At 71.8% G+C, this 20,490-nt stretch carries 17 protein-coding genes; 3 read left to right on the forward strand and 14 right to left on the reverse strand.

All coding sequences use genetic code 11. The features are described from left to right. Positions 1-81 precede the first annotated feature (81 nt). The 12 genes from murC to JWR33_RS00160 form a co-directional block, all read right to left on the reverse strand. On the reverse strand, positions 82-1,488 hold the full coding sequence (murC, locus tag JWR33_RS00105) for a UDP-N-acetylmuramate--L-alanine ligase (RefSeq protein ID WP_297408439.1): 1,407 nt from the start codon (positions 1,486-1,488) through the stop codon (positions 82-84). Between the two features lie 42 nt (positions 1,489-1,530). Continuing rightward, positions 1,531-2,598: a glycosyltransferase gene (locus JWR33_RS00110; RefSeq protein ID WP_297408440.1), complete on the reverse strand. Its 1,068-nt coding sequence runs from the start codon at positions 2,596-2,598 to the stop codon at positions 1,531-1,533. Then, on the reverse strand, positions 2,595-3,869 hold the full coding sequence (gene ftsW / locus JWR33_RS00115; protein WP_297408441.1) for a putative lipid II flippase FtsW: 1,275 nt from the start codon (positions 3,867-3,869) through the stop codon (positions 2,595-2,597). The genes JWR33_RS00110 and ftsW overlap by 4 nt, the downstream gene beginning before the upstream one ends. A gap of 13 nt (positions 3,870-3,882) precedes the next feature. After that, a complete protein-coding gene (gene murD / locus JWR33_RS00120) occupies positions 3,883-5,382 on the reverse strand; it encodes a UDP-N-acetylmuramoyl-L-alanine--D-glutamate ligase (protein WP_297408442.1) in 1,500 nt (499 codons plus the stop codon). Next, a complete protein-coding gene (gene mraY / locus JWR33_RS00125) occupies positions 5,379-6,476 on the reverse strand; it encodes a phospho-N-acetylmuramoyl-pentapeptide-transferase (protein ID WP_297408443.1) in 1,098 nt (365 codons plus the stop codon). The genes murD and mraY overlap by 4 nt, the downstream gene beginning before the upstream one ends. Further along, positions 6,461-7,870, reverse strand: coding sequence for a UDP-N-acetylmuramoyl-tripeptide--D-alanyl-D-alanine ligase (gene murF, locus JWR33_RS00130; RefSeq protein WP_297408444.1), 1,410 nt, complete (start codon positions 7,868-7,870; stop codon positions 6,461-6,463). Before murF ends, mraY begins: the two co-directional genes overlap by 16 nt. Further along, positions 7,867-9,408: a UDP-N-acetylmuramoyl-L-alanyl-D-glutamate--2,6-diaminopimelate ligase gene (locus JWR33_RS00135; RefSeq protein WP_297408445.1), complete on the reverse strand. Its 1,542-nt coding sequence runs from the start codon at positions 9,406-9,408 to the stop codon at positions 7,867-7,869. The genes murF and JWR33_RS00135 overlap by 4 nt, the downstream gene beginning before the upstream one ends. Positions 9,409-9,464: 56 nt before the next feature. Further along, entirely contained in the window at positions 9,465-11,219 is a 1,755-nt protein-coding gene (locus tag JWR33_RS00140; protein ID WP_297408446.1) for a penicillin-binding protein 2, read from the reverse strand. A 22-nt stretch (positions 11,220-11,241) separates the two neighbouring features. Next, the gene (locus JWR33_RS00145; protein ID WP_297408447.1) at positions 11,242-11,853 is read right to left on the reverse strand and encodes a hypothetical protein; all 612 of its coding nucleotides are present in this window, start codon (positions 11,851-11,853) and stop codon (positions 11,242-11,244) included. After that, positions 11,850-12,839, reverse strand: a complete 990-nt coding sequence (rsmH, locus tag JWR33_RS00150; protein ID WP_297408448.1) for a 16S rRNA (cytosine(1402)-N(4))-methyltransferase RsmH — start codon at positions 12,837-12,839, stop codon at positions 11,850-11,852. The genes JWR33_RS00145 and rsmH overlap by 4 nt, the downstream gene beginning before the upstream one ends. A gap of 120 nt (positions 12,840-12,959) precedes the next feature. After that, on the reverse strand, positions 12,960-13,391 hold the full coding sequence (mraZ, locus tag JWR33_RS00155) for a division/cell wall cluster transcriptional repressor MraZ (protein WP_297408449.1): 432 nt from the start codon (positions 13,389-13,391) through the stop codon (positions 12,960-12,962). A 383-nt stretch (positions 13,392-13,774) separates the two neighbouring features. Then, complete coding sequence (locus JWR33_RS00160; protein ID WP_297408450.1) at positions 13,775-14,155, reverse strand: DUF3040 domain-containing protein; 381 nt, start codon at positions 14,153-14,155, stop codon at positions 13,775-13,777. An 89-nt stretch (positions 14,156-14,244) separates the two neighbouring features. Between JWR33_RS00160 and JWR33_RS00165 the strand changes: the two genes are divergently transcribed. Next, on the forward strand, positions 14,245-15,342 hold the full coding sequence (locus JWR33_RS00165; RefSeq protein ID WP_297408451.1) for a polyprenyl synthetase family protein: 1,098 nt from the start codon (positions 14,245-14,247) through the stop codon (positions 15,340-15,342). Positions 15,343-15,356: 14 nt separating this feature from the next. Here JWR33_RS00165 and JWR33_RS00170 read toward each other — a convergent pair whose 3' ends face one another. Next, positions 15,357-15,698: an Rv2175c family DNA-binding protein gene (locus tag JWR33_RS00170; RefSeq protein WP_297408452.1), complete on the reverse strand. Its 342-nt coding sequence runs from the start codon at positions 15,696-15,698 to the stop codon at positions 15,357-15,359. A gap of 193 nt (positions 15,699-15,891) precedes the next feature. Here JWR33_RS00170 and JWR33_RS00175 point away from each other — a divergent pair, with 193 nt between their 5' ends. Continuing rightward, a complete protein-coding gene (locus JWR33_RS00175; protein ID WP_297408453.1) occupies positions 15,892-17,007 on the forward strand; it encodes a LysM peptidoglycan-binding domain-containing protein in 1,116 nt (371 codons plus the stop codon). 89 nt (positions 17,008-17,096) lie between these two features. Beyond that, the gene (gene pknB, locus JWR33_RS00180; protein ID WP_297408454.1) at positions 17,097-19,037 is read left to right on the forward strand and encodes a Stk1 family PASTA domain-containing Ser/Thr kinase; all 1,941 of its coding nucleotides are present in this window, start codon (positions 17,097-17,099) and stop codon (positions 19,035-19,037) included. A 75-nt stretch (positions 19,038-19,112) separates the two neighbouring features. Here the strand turns inward: pknB and JWR33_RS00185 are convergent, their stop codons facing one another. After that, entirely contained in the window at positions 19,113-20,483 is a 1,371-nt protein-coding gene (locus tag JWR33_RS00185; protein WP_297408455.1) for a class II 3-deoxy-7-phosphoheptulonate synthase, read from the reverse strand. Between the last annotated feature and the right edge of the window lie 7 nt (positions 20,484-20,490).

Below are 20,490 nucleotides of genomic sequence, written 5' to 3' on the forward strand. Positions count from 1 at the left end.
TGCGAGTCGACCGCCCGGCTCCGCGCCGCGCGGAGGTCGGCGGCGCGGGGGCAGGGGGGACGTCGTAGCCGACGGGGCGCTTCACCCCTCGACCGCCCCCGCTGCGAGCGTGTCGAGCAGCTGCGGGATGATCCGGTAGACGCTGCCGCAGCTGAGGGTCATCACGATGTCGCCCTCCTGGGCGATCCCGGCGACGCGGTCCACCGCGTCCTGCCAGCCGGGCAGGAAGGCGACCCGAGACTGGTCGGCGAACTCCTGCTGCACGAGAGCCCCCGTCACGCCCGGCACGGGGTCCTCACGGGCTCCGTCGACGTCGAGCACGACCGTGTAGTCCGCGAGGTCCTCGTAGGTCTTGGCGAACTGCGGCGCCATCGCCTGCGTCCGGCTGTACAGGTGCGGCTGGTGGATCGCGATGACGCGCCCCTCCCCCACGACGGTCCGTGCCGCGGCCAGTGCGGCGGCCACCTCCGACGGGTGGTGCGCATAGTCGTCGTAGACCCGGACGCCGCGGACGGTGCCCTTCAGCTCGAAGCGGCGCTTGGTGCCGCCGAACGCGCCGAGCGCGGCGGCGACCTCGCCGGGGTCGAAGCCCATGCCGGCGAGCACGGTGAAGGCGCCCGCCGCGTTGATGGCGTTGTGCCGGCCGTCCACCCGCAGCCGCAGCTCGTAGTCCTGGCCCTGCCAGGCCACGAGGCAGGAGAGCCCGCCCACCGTGGAGAGCGAGTGCACCCGGGCGTCCGCATCGTCGGCCTCGCCGAAGCTGAGGATGCGCTGGTGCGCGAGCATGCCCCGGATCCGCTGGGCCCCGGTGTCATCGGAGGAGAGGACGACGAGCTCGGCGGTGCGGTCCGCGAACGAGGCGAAGGCGGCGTCGAACGCGCCGATGCTGCCGTAGTGGTCGAGGTGGTCCGAGTCGACGTTGGTGATGAGGGCGACGGCGGTGTCGTAGAGCAGGAAGGAGCCGTCCGACTCGTCCGCCTCGAGCACGAAGAGGTCTCCGGTGCCGAGGGAGGCGCTGCGGCCGAGCGAGGAGATCACGCCGCCGTTGACGAAACTCGGATCCGCGCCCAGCTCCAGCAGCGCGGTGATGATCATGCCCGCCGACGTCGTCTTGCCGTGGGCACCCGCGACGGAGACCACGCGCTTGCCGGAGGTCAGCCAGGTGAGCGCCTGGGAGCGGTGCAGCACCGGGATGCCGTGCTCGAGGGCGTAGCGGTACTCGGGGTTGTCCTCCCAGAGGGCGCTGGTCACCACCAGGGCGTCCGCGTCGCCGACGTTCTCGGCCGCGTGGCCGACGGCGATCCGCGCGCCCGCCTCGCGCAGCGGCGCCAGGTACGGGCCCTCTTCGCGGTCCGAGCCGGACACCCGGTGCCCGGCCCCCAGGAACATGTGGGCGATTCCGCTCATGCCGGCACCGCCGATGCCCACGAAGTGCAGGCTTCCGATCTCCTCGGGAAGCTGCAGGGAGAGGTCCGGCTTGATGGGCACGGGTTCTAGGGTACGAGGTCGCTCCGGCCGGCTCGGCAGCGGCTACCGCGCGCCGAGGAGCAGGTCGACCATCCGGTCGGCGCCGTCGCGGGATCCGCTGGAGGCCGCGGCGGCCGCCATCGCCTCCCGGCGGGCCGGGTCGCGCAGCAGCGGCAGGACCTCGCCGGTCACGAACGCGGGCAGGAATCGCGAGTCCTCGACGAGCACGCCGCCGCCCGCCGCGACCACGCCGCGGGCGTTGAAGCGCTGCTCGCCGTTGCCGACGGGGTACGGGACGTAGACGGCGGGGATGCCCAGTGCGGTCAGCTCGCTGACCGTCGCGGCACCCGCACGCGAGACGGCGAAGTCGGCGGCGGAGAGCGCGAGCTCCATCCGGTCGGAGTACTCGAGCATCCGGTAGCCGGGCAGGCCGGGGTCGGCGACTTCGGCGCTGCCGCCCACGAGATGCAGGATCGACCAGCCGGCGTCGAGGATCGCCTGCGCGGACTCGTGCACCGTGGCGTTGATGCGCCGGGCGCCGAGCGAGCCACCGGTGGCCAGCAGCACCGGCCTGACCGGATCGAGGCCGAAGTGCCGGAGCGCCTCGTCGCGGAGCGCGGCGCGGTCGAGGGTCTCGATCTCCCGCCGCAGCGGCATGCCGACCACGGTGGCTCCGCGCAGAGGCGTGCCGGGGAACGCGACACCGACGGTGCGGGTCAGCCTGCTGCCCAGGCGATTGGCCATGCCCGGCTTGGCGTTCGCCTCGTGCAGCGCGAGGGGCAGGTGGGCCCGCCGGGCGGCGAGGTAGGCGGGCGCGGCGGCGTAGCCCCCGAAGCCGACGACGCCCTGCACACCGCGTTCGAGGAGGGTGCGGCCGAGGTTCGACACGGTCCGGGAGAATTCGGGACCGAAGCTCAGGGCAGCCCCGTTCGGTCGCCGCGGGAAGGGCAGCCGCGGGATCGTGATCAGCTCGTAGCCGCGGGCGGGGACCAGCCGCGCCTCGAGACCCTCGCGGGTGCCGAGCACGAGGATCTCGTCGCCGGGCCGCCGGCGGAGCAGCGTGTCGGCGACGGCGAGCAGCGGATTGACGTGTCCGGCGGTCCCGCCGCCGGCGAGCAGCCAGGTGGTCATCGCCGGACCGTCCGTCCGACGGCGACCGGCCCGCCGAACCGAGCTCCGCGCCCGGCCGGCACTCCCCCGGTCCCGGTACCGAGCCGAAGGTCGTCCGGCCGCGAGCGGGCGAACGAGAGCACGATGCCGAGGGCGCCGAGCGTGGTGAGGAGCGAGGTGCCGCCTGCGGAGATGAGGGGCAAGGGGACTCCCAGCACGGGCAGCAGCCCGAGGATGACGGCGATGTTGACGAAGGCCTGCACGAGCACCCAGACCATGATGCCGCTCGTGACGATCCGGGCGAACGGGTCGGTGGTGCCCTCGACGATCCGCACGAAGGCGACGGCGAGCACGACGAAGAGCAGCAGCACGACGACGGCGCCGAGCAGGCCGAGCTCCTCGCCGATGACCGCGAAGATGAAGTCGTTGTCGGCTTCGGGCAGCCAGGACCACTTCGCCTTGGAGTTGCCGAGCCCGACGCCGAAGAAGCCGCCCGCGGCGAGGGCCCAGGTGCCGTGCTGCACCTGCCAGCAGGCTCCGAGGTAGTCGGTCTGGCAGCCGCTCAGCCACGCCTGGATGCGCTCCACCCGCGAGCTGCTGACCTGCGCCATCAGCAGGGCGAGTGCGGTCGCGGCTCCTGCGCCGAGGGCGAGGAAGCGCAGGCGGACCCCCGCGAAGAACAGGGCACCGAAGACCATGGCCGCCATGATCAGCACGGTGCCGAGGTCCTTGCCGAGAAGCACGAGGAGGATCACGAAGCCGGGGACCGGCACGACCAGCCAGAGCAGCCGCTTGCCGTTGCCGAGGAGATGCTGGCGGCTTGCGAGCACGTTGCCGAGCCAGAGCACGAGCGCCACCTTGGTGACCTCGGATGGCTGGACATCGACGAAGCCGAGGTCCAGCCAGTTGCGGTTGCCGCCGTACTCGGTGCCGAGGCCGGTGAAGACGAGGAGCTGCAGAAGCGCGGAGGAGATCAGCGCGGGCGTGGCGATCCACCGCCAGAAGCGGGCGGGCAGCGTCGACAGGATCAGCATGAGCGGCAGGCCGATCAGGGCCGCTCCGCCCTGGGTCAGGAAGTCGCCGAGGAAGCCGCGTCCCGCCGCGACCGACTCGACGGACGACGAGGACAGGACCATGACCAGTCCGAGGGCGACGAGGAAGACCGTCGTGCCGAGCAGCAGGAAGTAGCTTCCCGAGTCGGCGGTGGCGCGGGCGCCGAGGGAGATGCGCGCCACCATGCCGGGCCGGGGGGACGGGGCCGCGCGGGGCGGGACTGCGCGGGCAGGCGCCACCCGGAGCCTTGGCTCAGGCGGGTGCGGGGGCGTCCGGGTCATCCGTGACACCTCCCAGCAGCTGCAGAACCGCGGACTGGAACTCCCTGCCGCGGTGGCCGTAGTCGTCGAACTGGTCCATCGACGCGGCTGCCGGAGCCAGGAGCACCACATCGCCCGGCTGGGCGGCGGCGGCGGCCAGCCGCACGACCTCCGGCATGACCTGCCCAGTCTCGCCTGCGGTCACCTGGTGCACCGGAATGGCGGGCGCGTGTCGCGCGAACGCGTCGAGCACCGCCGAGCGGTCGGTCCCGAGCACCACGGCGGCCCGGATCCGCCCGGCGCGGCTGCGCACGAGGTCGCCGATGTCGACGCCCTTGAGCAGCCCGCCGACCACCCAGACGACCGAGTCGAACGCGCCGAGCGAGGCGTCGGCGGCGTGCGGGTTGGTCGCCTTGGAGTCATCGACCCAGCGGACGCCGTCCTGCTCGGCCACCAGCTCGATCCGGTGCGGGTCGAGGCGGAAGGTCTGCAGGGTGCGGCGGATCACGTCGGGGGTCACGTCGAGGGAGCGGGCGAGGGCGCTCGCGGCGAGGACGTTGGAGACCACATGCGGAGCCGAGAGTCCTGCGTCGTGCAGCTCCTGCACGGTGGTGAGCTCCAGGGCGGTCCTCTGCCGGTCCTCGAGGAACGCGCGGTCGCAGAGGATCCCTTCGACGATGCCGAGGTCGCTCGGACCGGGGATGCTGAGGCCGAAGCCGATCGCGCGGGCGCCCTCTCGCACGTCGGCGTCCCGCACGAGCCGCTCCGTGGTCGGGTCGTCGAGGTTGTAGACGCACGCCACCTGAGTCCGCTCGTACACGCGGCCCTTGGCGGCGGCGTAGGCCTCGGCGGAGCCGTGCCAGTCGAGGTGGTCGTCGGCGACGTTGAGGCACACACTGGCCCACGGCGACACGAGCTCCGTCCAGTGCAGCTGATAGCTGGACAGCTCGACGACGAGCACGTCGAAGCCGGCGGGATCGCGCACGGCGTCGAGGACGGGGACGCCGATGTTGCCGCAGGCGATCGCGCGCGTGCCCGCCTCCTGCAGCATCGCGGTGACGAGCCGCACGGTGGTGGTCTTGCCGTTGGTGCCGGTCACCGCGATCCACTCGGCCGGGGTGCCCGTCTTGTCGCGCACCCGCCAGGCGAGGTCGATGTCGCCCCATACCGGGGTGCCCGCCTCCGCGGCGGCGCGCAGCAGCGGCGAGTCGGGGTGGTAGCCGGGCGAGACGACGAGCACGTCGGGGGCGAAGCCGGCCACGGCCCTGACCTGTCCGTCGGCATCGCCGCCCGCGACCAGGCTGCCGCCGAGGACGTCGAGAAGGTTCGCGCGCTGCGGGTCGGCACGGTCGGCGACCACCAGCACCTCGGCGCCGAGCTCGATCAGCGTGTCGGCCGCGGCGAAGCCGGTCACCCCCAGGCCGAGCACGGCCACGCGGAGCCCCGACCAGTCGGCGTGCCAGCTGGTCAGCTCCTCGAGGCGGTCCGTCATCGCGACAGCCACTCCAGGTAGAAGGCTCCCACGCCGGCCGCCGCGAGGAGGCCGGCGATGATCCAGAAGCGCACGACGACCGTGACCTCCGCCCAGCCCTTCAGCTCGAAGTGATGGTGCAGAGGACTCATCAGGAAGATGCGCTTGCCGCCGCTCACCTTGAAGTAGGCCCGCTGCAGGATCACCGAGCCGGTCACGATCACGAACAGGCCGCCGATCGGCAGGAGCAGGAGCTCGGTGCGGCTGAGCACGGAGAGCGAGGCGAGCGCGCCGCCGAGGGCGAGCGAGCCGGTGTCGCCGAGGAAGATCTGGGCGGGCGAGGTGTTCCACCACAGGAACCCGACGAGCGCGCCGACGATCGCCGTCGCCACGATGGCCAGGTCGAGCGGATCCCGGACGTAGTAGGCCTTGTAGGCCACGCTCGGATCGAGAGCGGCGTCGAAGGCGTACTGGTTGTTCTGCCAGAAGCCGATGATGATGAACGCGCCGATGGAGAGGATCGACGCGCCGGTGGCGAGCCCGTCCAGGCCGTCGGCGACGTTGACGCCGTTCGAGGTCGCTGTGGTGATGAAGGCCACCCAGACGAGGTAGACGAGGAGTCCTCCGACAGCGCCGAAGAGCAGCACGAAGTCGAACCGGGTGTCCCGGAACACCGAGACAGCGGTCGTCGCCGGGGTCAGTCCGTCGCGGTTGGGGAACTGCAGGGCGAGCAGCGCGAAGGCCACGGCGACAGCCACCTGGCCGAGGATCTTCGCCCAGCCGCCGAGACCCAGGCTGCGCTGGTTCCGGGTCTTGAGGAAGTCGTCGACGAAGCCGACGACGCCGAGCCCCACCATCATGAACAGCACGAGCAGGGCGGAGACCTGGATCCGCTCGCCGCTCGACAGCGTGCCGGCGAAGTAGCCGACGAGGGTGGCGAGGATGACGACGAGGCCGCCCATCGTGGCGGTTCCGCGCTTGGCGTGGTGGCTGACCGGGCCGTCGTCGCGGATGAACTGCCCCCAGCCGAGCCGCTTGAAGAGCCGGATGAAGAGGGGCGTGCCGAACAGCGTGATGGCGAGGGACACGACCCCCGCAGTCAGAAGCGCCTGCACGAGACCAATTCTCCCAGGCGATCGCCCAGGAACCGGAGCCGCGCCGAGTTCGACGATTTCACCAGCACCGTGTCGCCGTCGCGGAGCAGCCCGGCGACGAGCTCCTCGGCCTGCTCGAGGTCCTCCGCGAAGAGGCTCTCGCCGTCCCAGGAGCCCTCCTGCGACGCGGCCAGATGCATCCGCACGGCACCGCGGCCGACCACGATCAGCTGGCCGATCCCGAGCCGCACGGCGAGGCGGCCGATGCGGTCGTGCTCCTCGTCGGAGAACTCGCCCAGCTCGCTCATCTCGCCGAGCACCGCGACGCTTCGGGCGGGCGCGATCTGGGCGAGCGCCTTGAGGGCGGCCGCCATCGAGTCCGGGCTCGCGTTGTATGCGTCGTTGATGACAGTGACGTTCTCGCCCGGCAGCACCTCCATCCGCCACCGCTCGGCGCGCGTGACGCTCTCCAGCCCTGCCACGACGTCCTCGGCGGGAACCCCGAGGGCGGAGCAGGCCGCGGCGGCGGCGAGGGCGTTGGTCACGTGGTGCTCGCCCAGCACGGCGAAGCTCACCCGCCGCGGCTCCTCGCCGGGCAGGTGCAGCAGGAAGCGGGTGCCGCGGGCGTCGGCCTGCACGTCGCTCGCCCGCACATCGCCCTCAGAGCGACCGAACCAGAGCACGCGCGCACGGGTGGCGGCGGCCATCCCTGCCACCCGGAAGTCGTCGGCGTTGAGCACGGCCACGTCGGTCGGCAGGAGGTCTTCGACCATCTCTGTCTTGGCCTGCACCGTGCGCTCGATGCCGCCGAACTCGCCCGCGTGGGCGAGTCCCACGGTGAGGACGATGCCGACGTCGGGCCGGGCCATGCGCACGAGCCGGCGGATCTCGCCGATCCCGCTCGCCCCCATCTCGGCGGCGAGGAAGTCGGTCTCCTCGGTGAGCCGCAGCATGGTCAGCGGCGCGCCCACCTCGTTGTTGAAGGACTCGCGGGGGGCGACGGTGGCGCCTCGGCGCTCCAGGATGGCGCGCAGCAGGTTCTTGGTCGTCGTCTTGCCGTTGGAGCCGGTGACGGCGACGATCCGGAGCCGGCCCAGCGCCCGCACCCGGCGGACGACCTCGGTTGCCAAGGCGCCGAGGGCGACGACGGAGTCCTCCACGACGATCTGCGGCACGGGCAGGTCGAGCGGGCGCTCCACGATCAGGAGCGCGGCTCCCGCATCGACGGCGGAGGGCGCGAACAGGTGCCCGTCGGTGGCCTCGCCGCGCTTGGCGACGAAGATGCCCCCCGGGGCGATCTCCCGGGAGTCCGTCTCGACCGTGCCGTCGACGATCGTGTCGGGGCTCTCCGATCCGGCGGGGTGCAGGCGTCCGGACGTGGCGGCGGCGATCTCGGCCAGGGTCAGGGCGATCACCGCTCGACGCTCCAGCCGGCCTCGGACAGGGCGGAACGGGCGTCGTCCCGGGCGGAATAGGGGTGCTTCACTCCGGCGATCTCCTGGTAGTCCTCGTGGCCCGGCCCGGCGTAGAGGATCGAGTCCCCCACCGTGGCGAGCGAGATGGCGTGCCGCAGCGCCTGGCGGGGGTCGGCGATCTCGTAGAGCTCGCCGTCCGGCTTGGCGCGGCGGGCGGCGGCCATCAGGGTGGCACGGATCTCGGCGGGATCCTCGAAGCGCGGGTGGAAGTCGGTGATGATCACGACGTCGGCGCCGCGGGCGGCGATGCCGCCCATCTCGTCCCGCTTGCTCTTGTCGCGGTCGCCGTCCGCGCCGAACACCATCAGCACGCGCCCGGGGGTGAGCGGGCGAAGGGCGTCCAGGGTGTTGAGGAAGGCGTCGGGGGTGTGGGCGTAGTCGATGTAGACGGCGGGAGCACCCTCGCCGGAGACGCGCTCGGCTCGCCCTGGGATGTAGACCCGGATGCCGCCGTCGCGGTCGAGCGCGTGGCCGATGGCCTCAGCTCCGAAGCCGGACTCGACGAGCATCACGATGGCGAGCGCGGCGTTGGCGGCCATGTACCAGCCGAAGAGCGGCACCCGCGTCTCGAGCCGGACTCCGCCGGGACCCTCGAGCGAGAAGCCCGTGTGCGAGCGGGTCTCCTCGGTGACCGTGACGGTCCAGTCGGCGCCGGGCGCGCGCGAGGTGGCGAGGGTCGCGACGGGGATCCGCGCCTCGTCCGCCACGCGGCGGCCCCACTCCGAGTCCACGTTGACCACGGCGCGGCGCGCACGGTCGGGTTCGAAGAGGGTCTGCTTGGCGCGCAGGTACGCGTCCATGTCCGGGTAGTCGTCGAGGTGGTCGTGGCTCAGGTTGGTGAAGCCGACCACGTCGAAGAGCAGGCCGTTGACGCGTCCCTTGGTCATCGCCTGAGCCGAGACCTCGATGGCGGCGGCGCGCACCGCGCTCTCCCGCATGCGGGCGAGGAGCGCGTGCAGCTCGCTGGCCTCCGGAGTGGTGAGGGAGCTGCCGACCGACTCGTCGCCCACCCGCCGCTCCGCGGTGGAGCTGAGCCCGGTGACCACACCCAGCTGGCGCAGGATGGCGTCGAGCAGGTAGACGACGCTCGTCTTGCCGTTGGTCCCCGTCACGGCCAGGAGCAGCGGGGGGTGCTCACCGGTGCGGTGCACCCAGGCGGCCACGTCGCCGAGCGCGGCGCGGGGGTCGGGGGTCACCAGGATGGGCAGGCCGGCGCCGGCGGCGAGCTCGGCGCCCTCGGGGTCCGTGAGCAGGGCGACGGCGCCGCGCTCGCGCACCTCGGCGGCGTAGGCGGCGCCGTGCGAGCGCGCCCCGCGAAGGCCGACGTACAGGTCGCCGTCCTCGATGTCACGGGAGTCGACGGACACGCCGGTGACCTCCACGTCCTCGACGGAGCCGATCGTCTGGAGCGAGAAGTCCCGCGCCAGGCGGTCCAGGGACCGGGGTACGGGGTGCTCCGGTCGGAGGGTCGAGGCCACGAGCGGGTCCCTTTCGACGATGCCCGCTCGCGCGGGCCGCGCCTCGCGGCACGCGGTCAGTAGTTCGTCGGAAGATCCGGAGAGCTGGATCCCGACGGCACGACCCCGAACTGCTTGAGCACCTGGGTCGTCACATCGTGGAAGATCGGCGCGGCCGCTCCCGACGTGTTCATCTTAACCGGGTCGGCGAGACTCACCGAGACGACGTACTGGGGGTCGTCGGCGGGAGCGATGCCGGCGAGCGAGACGAGGTAGCTCTTCGTGTAGCCGCCGTGCCCGTCGGGCTGCTGCGCTGTGCCGGTCTTGGTGGCGAGCCGGTAGCCGGGGATCGCGACCTGGTCGGCGAGCCAGCCCTTGGTCGCCACGTTCTCCAGCATGTCCACCGTCTCGCGCGCCGCCGTCGCGGAGATCACCCGGGTGCCCTCCGTGGCCGGCGTGTCGGTGAGGGTCCCGTCCGCCAGGCGGCAGCCCGCGACGAGCGAGACGGGCAGCCGCACTCCCCCGTTGCCGATGGTCTGGTAGATGCTCGCCATCTGCACGGCGGTCACGGTGAGTCCCTGGCCGAACATGGTCGCGAGGTTCGACTGCGCGTCCCAGTCCGGCCCGCTGTTGAGGTCGCCGGTCGCCTCGGCACCGAAGTCGACCTCGGTCCGCGCCCCCAGACCGAACGCCCGCATGTACGCGTACCGCTGCTCCGGGGTCATCCGGAGGCCGAGCTGGGAGAGGCCGGTGTTGCTCGACTCCTTGAGGACGCCCGTGAGGGTGAGGCTCATGTCGCCGTGGTACTCGCTGTCGTTCACGTCGGCGCCATCCGGGGTCGTGAACCGGTAGGGCGCCAGGACGTGGGTCGCGGGGGTCACGAGGCGGGCATCCAGGAGCGATGCCGCAGTGAGGGTCTTGAAGGTCGAGCCCGGCTCGAACGGGGCGGTGAAGGCCCGGGAGCCGAGCGCCGGATCCGGCGACTGCACGGTGGCGTTGACGTTGTTGGGGTCGACCGACGGGTAGTCGGCCACGGCGAGCAGCTTGCCGGACTTGACCTCTTGCACGACGACGGTGCCCCATTTGGCCCCGAACTTCTTCGCGTAGCTGGCGAGCGTCTGCTGCACGAACCACTGCAGGTCGCGGTCGATGGTGAGGATCAGGTCGCGGCCGTCGACGGCGGGCGTGGTGACGACCGTGCTGCCGGGAATGCGGACGTCGTCGGCGCTGCGCTCGTACACCTCGCTGCCGTCGGTGCCGGCGAGGCATGAGTCGTCGGCGAGCTCCACCCCGGCCTGCGCCTCGTTCTGCGATCCGACGAAGCCGAGCAGGTTGCCCGCGACCGCGCCGTTCGGATAGGTCCGGCCGGCGTGCGCCTCGTAGTACACCCACGGGATGCCGAGGGCTCGCACCTGCTCGAACTGCTGGGCGTCGACCTTCTTGGCGAGGTAGGCGTAGTCCGAGTCGGGGTTCTCGGCGACAGCGTCGCGGAGAACCTTGACCAGCTTCGCCGCGGGAACGCCCACGATCGGAGCCAGCTGCTCGGCCGCCGTCTCGGGAGGGACGTCGGTGGAGGTCACGGCGTACTTCGGCGAGGCGGTGATGTCGTAGCGGAGCACGCTGTCGGCGAGCAGGACGCCGGTGCTGTCGAAGATGTCGCCTCGCTCGCCGAGGATCACCTGCGGGATCGACCGCTTGTCCTCGGCCTGCGCGTTCAGCGCATCGGCGTGCACCACCTGGATGTCCACGAGCCGGATGAGGAACGTCCCGAGGATCGCCACCAGCAGCAGCGCGCTCAGCGCGATCCGCCGTCGGGCGCTTCGTCTCGTCACGTGCGTCCCTTGCGAGTATGGGCTAGCGCGTGGCGGGCGCCGGCAGGCCCTGCAACGGTAGCTCCGGGTCGGCCAGTGGGGCCGCAGGCTGGACCGGCGTTGCGGCGGCTGCCGTGGCGGCTCCTGTGGCGTCGGCCGACACCTCGGTCACGAGCGGGACCCCGTTGAGGAGGTCGTTCGCCACCTGCGAGCCGCCGGCCGCGAGGACGCCGGAGCCTCCTGCCGCCGCCGCCGGGGTGCCGATGACCGCGCCGTCCGACATGCGCAGCCAGACCGGGTTGGCGTTCTGCACCATGCCGAGCGCCTCCGCGTTCTTGGCGAGGTTCTGGGGCGATGCGAGCCGGCCGAGGTCCTCCGTCAGCTGCTGGACCGAGCGCGCCTGCTCCTTCTGCGTCGTCTCGAGGCGGTCGATCGTGTAGGCGCCGTCGGACAGCGCGATGCTCAGCGCGAGCTGGGCGATCATCAGTGCACCGATGCCGGCGACGACCGTTCCGGCGTACGCGACCCGAGGACGGGCGAGGCGCTGCGCGCGGACCGGGGCGATCTCGATGCGGGGAGCGCGGACCGGCTCCGGGCGCGGAAGTCCCGGCGAGATCGGGCGGCGGAGTGGGGCGGTGGCGAGAGCGGCGCTCATGGCGTTCCTTGTCGGGTGGCAGTGCCTCGTCCGGGCGGAACGGGGCGGAGTCGCTCTGCCGCGCGCAGGCGAACGGGTGTCGCGCGCGGGTTTGCGGTGATCTCCTCTTCGCTCGCGCGGCCGGCGCCGCGGACGAGGAGACGGAATTCGGGTCGGTGTTCGGGCAGTTCGACGGGAAGACCGGCGGGAGCGGTCGAGGTGGAGCGGCGGGCGAGCTCGCGCTTGACGAGCCGGTCCTCCAGGGACTGGTAGGCGAGGACGACGATCCGCCCGCCGACGGCGAGGGAGTCGAGGGCGGCGGGCATGGCGCGCTCGAGCGCGGCGAGCTCGCCGTTGACCTCGATGCGGAGAGCCTGGAAGACGCGCTTGGCCGGGTGGCCGGTGCGCTGCAGGGCGGCGGGAGTGGCGGCGGCGATGAGTCGGACGAGTTCGCCGGACCGGGTGAGCGGCGCGGTGGCGCGGCGCTCCACGATCCGGCGGGCGAACCGTCCGGCGAGGCGCTCCTCGCCGTACTCGGCGAAGATCCGCCGGAGCGACTCCTCGTCGTACTCCGCGAGCACCTGCTGAGCGGTGAGCGGGGCGGTGGAATCCATCCGCATGTCGAGGGGCGCGTCCTTGGAGTACGCGAAGCCCCTCTCGGTGCGGTCGAGCTGCAGGGAGGAGACGCCCAGGTCGAGCAGGATGCCCTGCACCCCTCCCGGAGCGTGCTCGGCGACGATCTCGTCGATCTCGTCGTAGACGGCGTGCACGAGCACGGCGCGATCGCCGAACGGGGCGAGCCGGCGACCGGCGAGCTCGAGTGCCTCGGGGTCGCGGTCGATGCCGATCAGGCGGAGGTCGGGGAAGGCGGTGAGGAGGGCGGCGGCGTGGCCGCCCATGCCGAGGGTGCCGTCGACGACGACTGCCTCGGAAGAGGAGATAGCGGGCGCGAGCAGCTCGATGCTGCGGTCCCGAAGCACGGGGATGTGGATGGCGTTCTCGTCCATGATGAGCCGGTTCCGGCCCGCCGTCCGATCCCCATCCGTTCGAGTCGACCTGGCACCGGGGAAGTGTGTCAGGGCGTCACGACGGCTGGGGGTCGCACGGCGGGCGGCCGCTGGTGCGGCCTAGAAGATTCCGGGTATCACCTCCTCAGCCGTGTTGGCGAAGCCGTCCTCGTTCTCGGCCACGTAGGCGGTCCATGCCTCGGCGTCCCAGATCTCGGCCCTGCTCCCTGCACCGATCACCACGAGTTCGCGATCGAGTCCCGCGTAGGTCCTCAAGCCCTGCGGGATCGTCACCCGGTGCTGCTTGTCCGGCGTCTCGGCGTGGGCTCCTGACAGCAGGAGGCGCACGTAGTCGCGTGCCTGCTTGCCGGTGACGGGCGCCTGACGGATGCGGTCGTGCAGCTCCTCGAACTCCCGTGAGCTGAAGACGTAGATGCAGCGGTCCTGGCCGCGCGTCAGCACGACCCCTCCCGCGAGCTCGTCCCAGAACTTGGCGGGAAGGATGATCCGCCCCTTCTCGTCGAGCTTGGGGGTGTATGTGCCGAGAAACATGGCATCTCCACTCCCTTGGTTCGGCCGATCAGGATTGCTCCACTTTACTCCACTACCCCCCACTCAACAATGTCGCAGGGGCGTGCTAGGTCACGAAAGCGCCACGAAAGCGCGGGATTCCGGGCCCCAGTCCGGGGGGAGCCGACGGGAGCGACAGTCGACGGAAGGAGGGTTCCGACGGCCGCCGTCGACCCGGATCCCCGGAACCAGGCGGGTCGTCGGCGCATCCGGAGGCGAAGTGGAGGACGAGCGCACGGAATCGGGCCCTATGGAGGGAAGTGGGGCCCCGGGGCGGCCCTGTGGCGCGCCCGGTCCTCAGCGTGGGCGCAACGCGAAAGAGCCGGCCCGAAGGCCGGCTCGTGTCGCAGAGAAGGAGGTGAGGGTCAGCGACCCATGTCGCCCTGGCGACGCTCCCAGCGGGAGTTCATCCGGTCCATGAAGCCACCGCCGGAGGAATGTCCGCGACCGCCCCGAGAGGGAGTGGAACGGGGAGCGGCGGAGGGCCGCCGAGGAGATCCCAGTGCCACGAGCACGCCGGCGAACATCACGACGAAGCCGCCGACGCCGATGATCGGCTGGCGCAGCACGACGCCGGCCACGAGCACGGCCACTCCGAGCACAGCGACGAGGACGCCCACGACCAGGGCGGTGTAGCTGATGCGACCGCGTCTGCCGCCGACCGTCGCCACGAACTCGGCGTCGTTCTGATACAGGTTGCGTTCCATCTCGTCGAGGAGGCGCTGTTCTTGCTCTGAGAGCGGCATTTCCTTCTCCTCACCTCGGCTCGCTAGGGCGGGTCGGGCCCGTGGTAGAGCCAAATCTTAGCCGTGCACCCGTGGCTAGGCTAGGCGCTGTGACACAGGGCGCCCGTCTCGTCGATCTCGTCCAGAACCGACTCGATCGACACGTTGATGAGCGCGCCTCCATTTTCACCGCCATCGCCGAGGAGGCCACCCCGTTCGCGGGGATCTCCCGGCAATTTCTCAGAGGTGGCAAGCGATTCCGCGCCCTCTTCTGCTGGGAGGGCTGGCAGTGCGTCGACGACGACCGGACGACCGATCCGGACGTCCTCGACGCGGTCGTGACGGCCGCCAGCGCCCTCGAGCTGTTCCACGCCGCTGCCCTCGTGCACGACGATCTGATCGACAGCTCGGACACCCGCCGGGGCGCGCCGTCCGCCCATCGCCGATTCGAGCGGCTGCACGTCGAGAGCGGCTACTCGGGGAATCCGGAGACCTTCGGCCGGGCGGCGGCGATCCTGCTCGGGGACCTGCTGCAGAGCTGGAGCGACGAGCTGCTCACCGAGGGGCTGCGCCGCATCCCCTCGCCGACCGCGGCCTCGGCCGCGAGGGCCGAGTACGAGCGGATGCGACTGGAGGTGACGGCCGGCCAGTACCTCGACCTCGTCGAGGAGCGCGCCTGGCCGGTCGTGTCCGAGGCGGACGCACTCCCCCGCGCGGAGCGCGTGATCCTCTACAAGTCCGCCAAGTACTCGGTTGAGGCCCCGCTCGTGATCGGGGCGAGCCTCGCCGGCGGCTCGTTGGCGCAGGTGGCTGCGCTCCGGGACTTCGGCGTGCCGCTCGGCATCGCCTTCCAGCTGCGGGACGACCTGCTCGGCGTCTTCGGGGACCCGGAGGTGACCGGGAAGCCGGCGGGCGACGACCTCGTCGAGGGCAAGCGCACGGTCCTCGTCGCCCTCACCCGCGCCACGCTCGCGCCGGGACCCCGCCGGCTGCTCGACGAGCTCCTCGGCGATCCGGATCTGGAGCCGGCGCAGATCGAGCTGCTGCAGACCACGATCCGGCGAAGCGGAGCGGTGGAGCTCGTCGAGCGGATGATCGACGAGAACGCCGGACGGGCGCGGGAGGCGCTCGCGGTCGCACCGATCTCGAGCACCGCTCGTCGGGACCTCGCGGCGCTCGTCGAGCCGCTCACCCGGCGGACGAGCTGAAACGACGCGAGAGCCTAGAAGGCGAGCGCCTGGGCGACCCGCCGGACCTCGGCCTTGCGCCCGGCGCGGAGCGCATCGATCGGCCGGGTGCCGAGCACCTCGTCCTCGCTGAGGATCCAGTCGACGGCCTCCTGGTCGGAGTAGCCGCTGTCGCCGAGGAGCATGATGGTGCCCCGCAGCTCGTGCCGCGGCCCGTCCTCGTCGACGAAGTCCGCCGGCACGCGGAGGACGCCGTCCACCCGGAGCGCGATCAGGTACCGCTCCTCGATCATCCGCCGCACCCGGCTGAGCGGCACGTCGAACCGCTCGGCCAGTTCGGGAAGGGTCAGCCAGTCCTGCTCTTCGGTCGCAACCACCCTCCAAGGATGCCAGTTCTGCGGCTTTCCGTGGTCCACGAGCGCCCCGGGGACCGGCACAGCGGATTGTTACGATCAGATGAACCCCCGTCACATCAGCCACTTGGATTGACTCCGTCCTCCTTCTATGGCACCGTGATCGGCGTCCCTGGGGGAAAAGGGACGAAGCACGGCACCATGGATGGGGACCACGATGGCCAGGACTCTCGAACGACTCTTGCGCGCGCCGGGTGCGCGCGGGAGGCATGTCGCCGCCGCAGGCCGGGCGCCCGGGCGGAGCTTCCTCGGCGTCCTGCCGGTCGTGCTCGCCGGCTCGCTCGCATTGACGCTGGGCGGCGCTGCCGCCGAGGTGACCACGGTCAAGCGTCCCGCGAAGCCGGTCCGCGTGATCAAGGCCGCGAAGAACAGGATCTCCGGCGCGGCGGCGGCCGCAGCATCGGTCCCGACGCCTGCCACGGCCGGTGCGGACGGGGCCGGCGTGCACTCGGCGGCCACCGGCCCCGCACAGAGCTACGCGCCGCGTGAGTACACCGTGGCCGAGGGCGACACGGTCAGCGACATCGCGGGCCGCTACGGCCTCTCCACCGCCTCGGTGCTCACCCTCAACGGCCTGAGCTGGAAGTCACTGATCTTCCCCGGCCAGGTGCTCAGCCTCAACACGGCGTCGACCGCGGTGATCCCCGCGGACAGCCCGCTCGTGCGGTACACGATCTCCGAGGGCGACACGATCAGCGGCGTGGCCGGCTCGTACGGCGTGGACACCGACGCCGTGCTCACCGCCAACGGGCTCGGGCGGGACAGCATCATCTTCCCCGGCCAGAGCATCGTGCTCCCGGTCGACTCCCCCGCCGCCGCACTGGAGCGCAGCGCCGCCGTCCCGCCGGTCTCGTCCGCGTCCGTCGTCGGCCTCTCGGATGCGATGCGCGACAACGCCCGCAGCATCATCCGCATCGGGCGCGAGCTGGGGGTGAGCGACCGCGGCCTCGTCATCGCACTGGCCGCCGCCGCACAGGAGTCCGCCCTGCACAACCTCGACTGGGGACATCTCGACTCGGTCGGCCTGTTCCAGCAGCGTCCCGGCATGGGCTGGGGCACTCCGGAGCAGATCCTCGACCCGGAGCACTCGGTGCGCGCCTTCTTCGGCGGCCCCGAGAACCCGAACGAGGACACGTCCGGCCTGCTGGACATCGAGGGCTGGGAGAGCATGGCGCTCTCCGAGGCGGCACAGGCGGTTCAGCTGTCGGCATACCCGGACGCCTACGCCAAGTGGGAGATCTCTGCCGAGGCATGGCTGGGCGAGCTCGGCTGAGCTCGACGGCAGACGGCCGAGCAAGCGAATAATCGACTTGCCGCGGGCCTAGGCCCCTCCGCCGGAACGGTCCTTCGTACACTCGTACGGTGAGTGCTAGCCAGACCGACCCCATGGTCGGGCGCCTGTTGGACGGGCGATACCAGGTGCGCGCTCGCATCGCCCGGGGCGGCATGGCGACCGTCTATCTCGCCACCGACCTGCGCCTCGAGCGCCGGGTGGCCATCAAGGTGATGCACGGCCACCTCGCCGATGACGCCGCCTTCCGCGACCGCTTCATCCAGGAGGCCCGCTCCGCCGCCCGGCTGGCCCACCCCAACGTCGTGAACGTCTTCGACCAGGGCCAGGACTCCGACATGGCCTACCTGGTCATGGAGTACCTGCAGGGCATCACCCTGCGCGACCTCCTCAAGGAGTACGGCAAGCTCACTCCCGAGCAGACCATGGACATCATGGAGGCCGTGCTCGCGGGGCTCGCCGCCGCGCACAAGGCCGGCATCGTGCACCGCGACTTGAAGCCCGAGAACGTGCTGCTCGCCGACGACGGGCGCATCAAGATCGGCGACTTCGGCCTCGCCCGCGCCGCCACCGCGAACACCGCGACGGGTCAGGCCCTGCTCGGCACGATCGCGTATCTCTCCCCCGAGCTGGTCACCCGTGGCATCGCCGACACCCGCAGCGACATCTACGCGGTCGGCATCATGATGTTCGAGATGCTGGTCGGCGACCAGCCGTTCAAGGGCGACCAGCCCGTGCAGATCGCCTATCAGCACGCGAACGAGACCGTTCCTGCTCCCAGCACCAGGAATCCCGGGATTCCGGTCGCGCTCGACGAGCTCGTGCTGTGGGCCACCGCCCGCGACCCCGAGCAGCGGCCCCGCGACGCGCGCGCCCTGCTCGACCAGCTCTTCGAGACCCAGAACTTGATCCGCGAGGGCCTGGGCGGCGTCTCCACCGCCACCCAGCGCACCATGGTGCTCCCGGCCGCCGGGTCGCCGACCACGACGGTGCACGAATCCGGCGAGACGCAGGTGCTCAGCCGCGCGCGCCGCACCGGACCCGTCGCGCTCGAGAGCGCGAGCCAGCTGTCGGCGGCCGTGCATCGGCGCAGGCGCCGCGGGTTCTGGCTGTTCGGCCTGGTGCTCATGCTCGCCGCGGTCGCCGGCGGCACCGGCTGGTACTTCGGGTCGGGCCCCGGCGCGCACGTCGGCGTCCCCTCGGTCGCCGGCCTGAGCGTGGGCGACGCGACCGCCGAGCTCGCCGCGGCCGGCTTCACGGTCGGCGGCCAGGACCAGGTGTTCGACTACCGCACGGACAAGGACCTGGTGTCCTCCACCGATCCCGCCCCCGGCGACTCGGTGCTCCGCGACACCCCCATCACGCTGCACGTGTCGAAGGGCCCGGAGCCGCTGCCCGTCCCCGCCGTGGTCGGCACCCCCGAGGCCGAGGCCCGGGCCGCCCTGGCCGACGCGCGCTTCCAGGTCGCGGACGACGTGCAGCGCGAGTTCACCGAGGACGCCGCGGCCGGCGAGGTGCTGCGCGTGCTCGACGGCCGCGGCAAGGCGATCAAGAAGGGCGCCCTCTACCCGGACCACGCCACCCTCTCCCTCGTCCTGTCGGCCGGGCCGGTCCCGAACGTGGTCGGCATGACCGTCGCCCAGGCCACCGCCGCCCTCGAGAAGGTCGACCTGAAGCTCGCCGAGGGCGACGCCTCGTACGACAACAGCGGCGACAGCGAGATGGGCGACATCCTCTCGGTGGACAAGGCGACCGACAAGGACGGCGACGACCGCCCGTTCCGGCCCGGCGACACCGTCACGGTGCACGTCTCGCTCGGCATGGATCTCGTCGTGGTGCCGAACGTCGTCGGCCTCAGCTGGTCGGAGGCGCGCCCGCTCCTCGACGAGGCCGGCTTCGCTCTGGCCTACAACACGGCGGCAGACGACCTGCCGAGCGTGGTGGTGACCGCCACCGACCCGGTCGGCGGAGACTCGGCGCTCCGCGGCTCCACCGTCAGCGTCGCCTTCTAGGAGCCGCGTCGCCCGGCGCGAGCGGCGACGCGCGGTGCCCTCACCCGCGGTCGGTCTGCGCACCGCGCGAGCGCGTCAGCGGGCGGACAGCTCCTCGGCCACCAGGAAGGAGAGCTCCAGCGACTGCATGTGGTTGAGGCGCGGGTCGCACAGCGACTCGTAGCGGGTCGCCAGGGTCGCCTCGTCGATGTGCTCGGAGCCGCCGAGGCACTCGGTCACGTCGTCGCCGGTGAGCTCCACGTGGATGCCGCCCGGGTGCGTGCCCGCGGCACGGTGCGCCTGGAAGAAGCCCTTCACCTCGTCGACGATGTCGTCGAAGCGCCGCGTCTTGTAGCCGAGGGGCGTGGTGACCCCGTTGCCGTGCATGGGGTCGGTCACCCACAGCGGGTTGGCGTCGAGGGTCTTCACATGCTCGAGCAGTGGCGGCAGCGCGTCCCGCACCTTGCCCGCACCCATCCGGGTGATGAAGGTGAGTCGCCCCGGCTCGCGGTTCGGATCGAGCTTGTCGATCAGCGCCTCCATCACGGCGGGCGTGGTGGAGGGACCGAGCTTCACGCCGATCGGGTTGCGGATGCGGGAGAACCAGTCGACGTGGGCGCTGGTGAGGTCGCGCGTGCGCTCGCCGATCCAGAGGAAGTGGGCGGACGTTGCCACCGGGGTCCCGTTGCGGGAGTCGATCCGGGTCATCGGGCGCTCGTAGTCCATCAGCAGGCCCTCGTGGCCGGTGTAGAACTCGACGCGCTTGAGCTCGTCGAAGTCGGCGCCCGCCGCCTCCATGAAGCGGATGGCGCGGTCGATCTCGCGCGCGAGGCCCTCGTAGCGGGCATTGGCCGGGTTCGAGGCGAAGCCGCGATTCCAGCTGTGCACCTCCTTGAGGCTCGCGAAGCCGCCCTGAGTGAACGCGCGGACCAGGTTCAGGGTGGCGGCCGCCGTGTGGTAGCCCTGGACGAGCCGGTCGGCGTCCGGCTGCCGCGACTCCGCGGTGAAGTCGTAGCCGTTGACGATGTCGCCCCGGTAGGCGGGCAGTGTGACGCCGCCGCGGGTCTCCACATCGCTCGAGCGGGGCTTGGCGAACTGCCCGGCCATCCGGCCCATCTTCACCACCGGCATCGAGGCGCCGTAGGTGAGGACGACGGCCATCTGCAGCAGGGTCTTCACCCGGGCGCGGATCTGGTCGGCGGTGGCACCCGCGAACGTCTCGGCGCAGTCGCCGCCCTGCAGCAGGAACGCCTCCCCCCGCGCGGCGCGTGCCAGCCGATCGCGCAGCTGATCGATCTCGCCCGCGAACACCAGCGGCGGCATGGTGGCGATCTTCGCGGAGGCCGCTGCTGCAGCGGTCGAGTCCGGCCAGGCCGGCTGGTGCTTGATCTCGAGCGTGCGCCAGTGGTCGAGGCCTGCCAGGACGTCAGGGCTGGCGGCGACGATCGTTTCGGTGGAGTCGAGCACAGGGTTC

Origin of the sequence: Naasia sp., assembly GCF_025465545.1 — a bacterium.
Classification (GTDB): domain Bacteria; phylum Actinomycetota; class Actinomycetes; order Actinomycetales; family Microbacteriaceae; genus Naasia.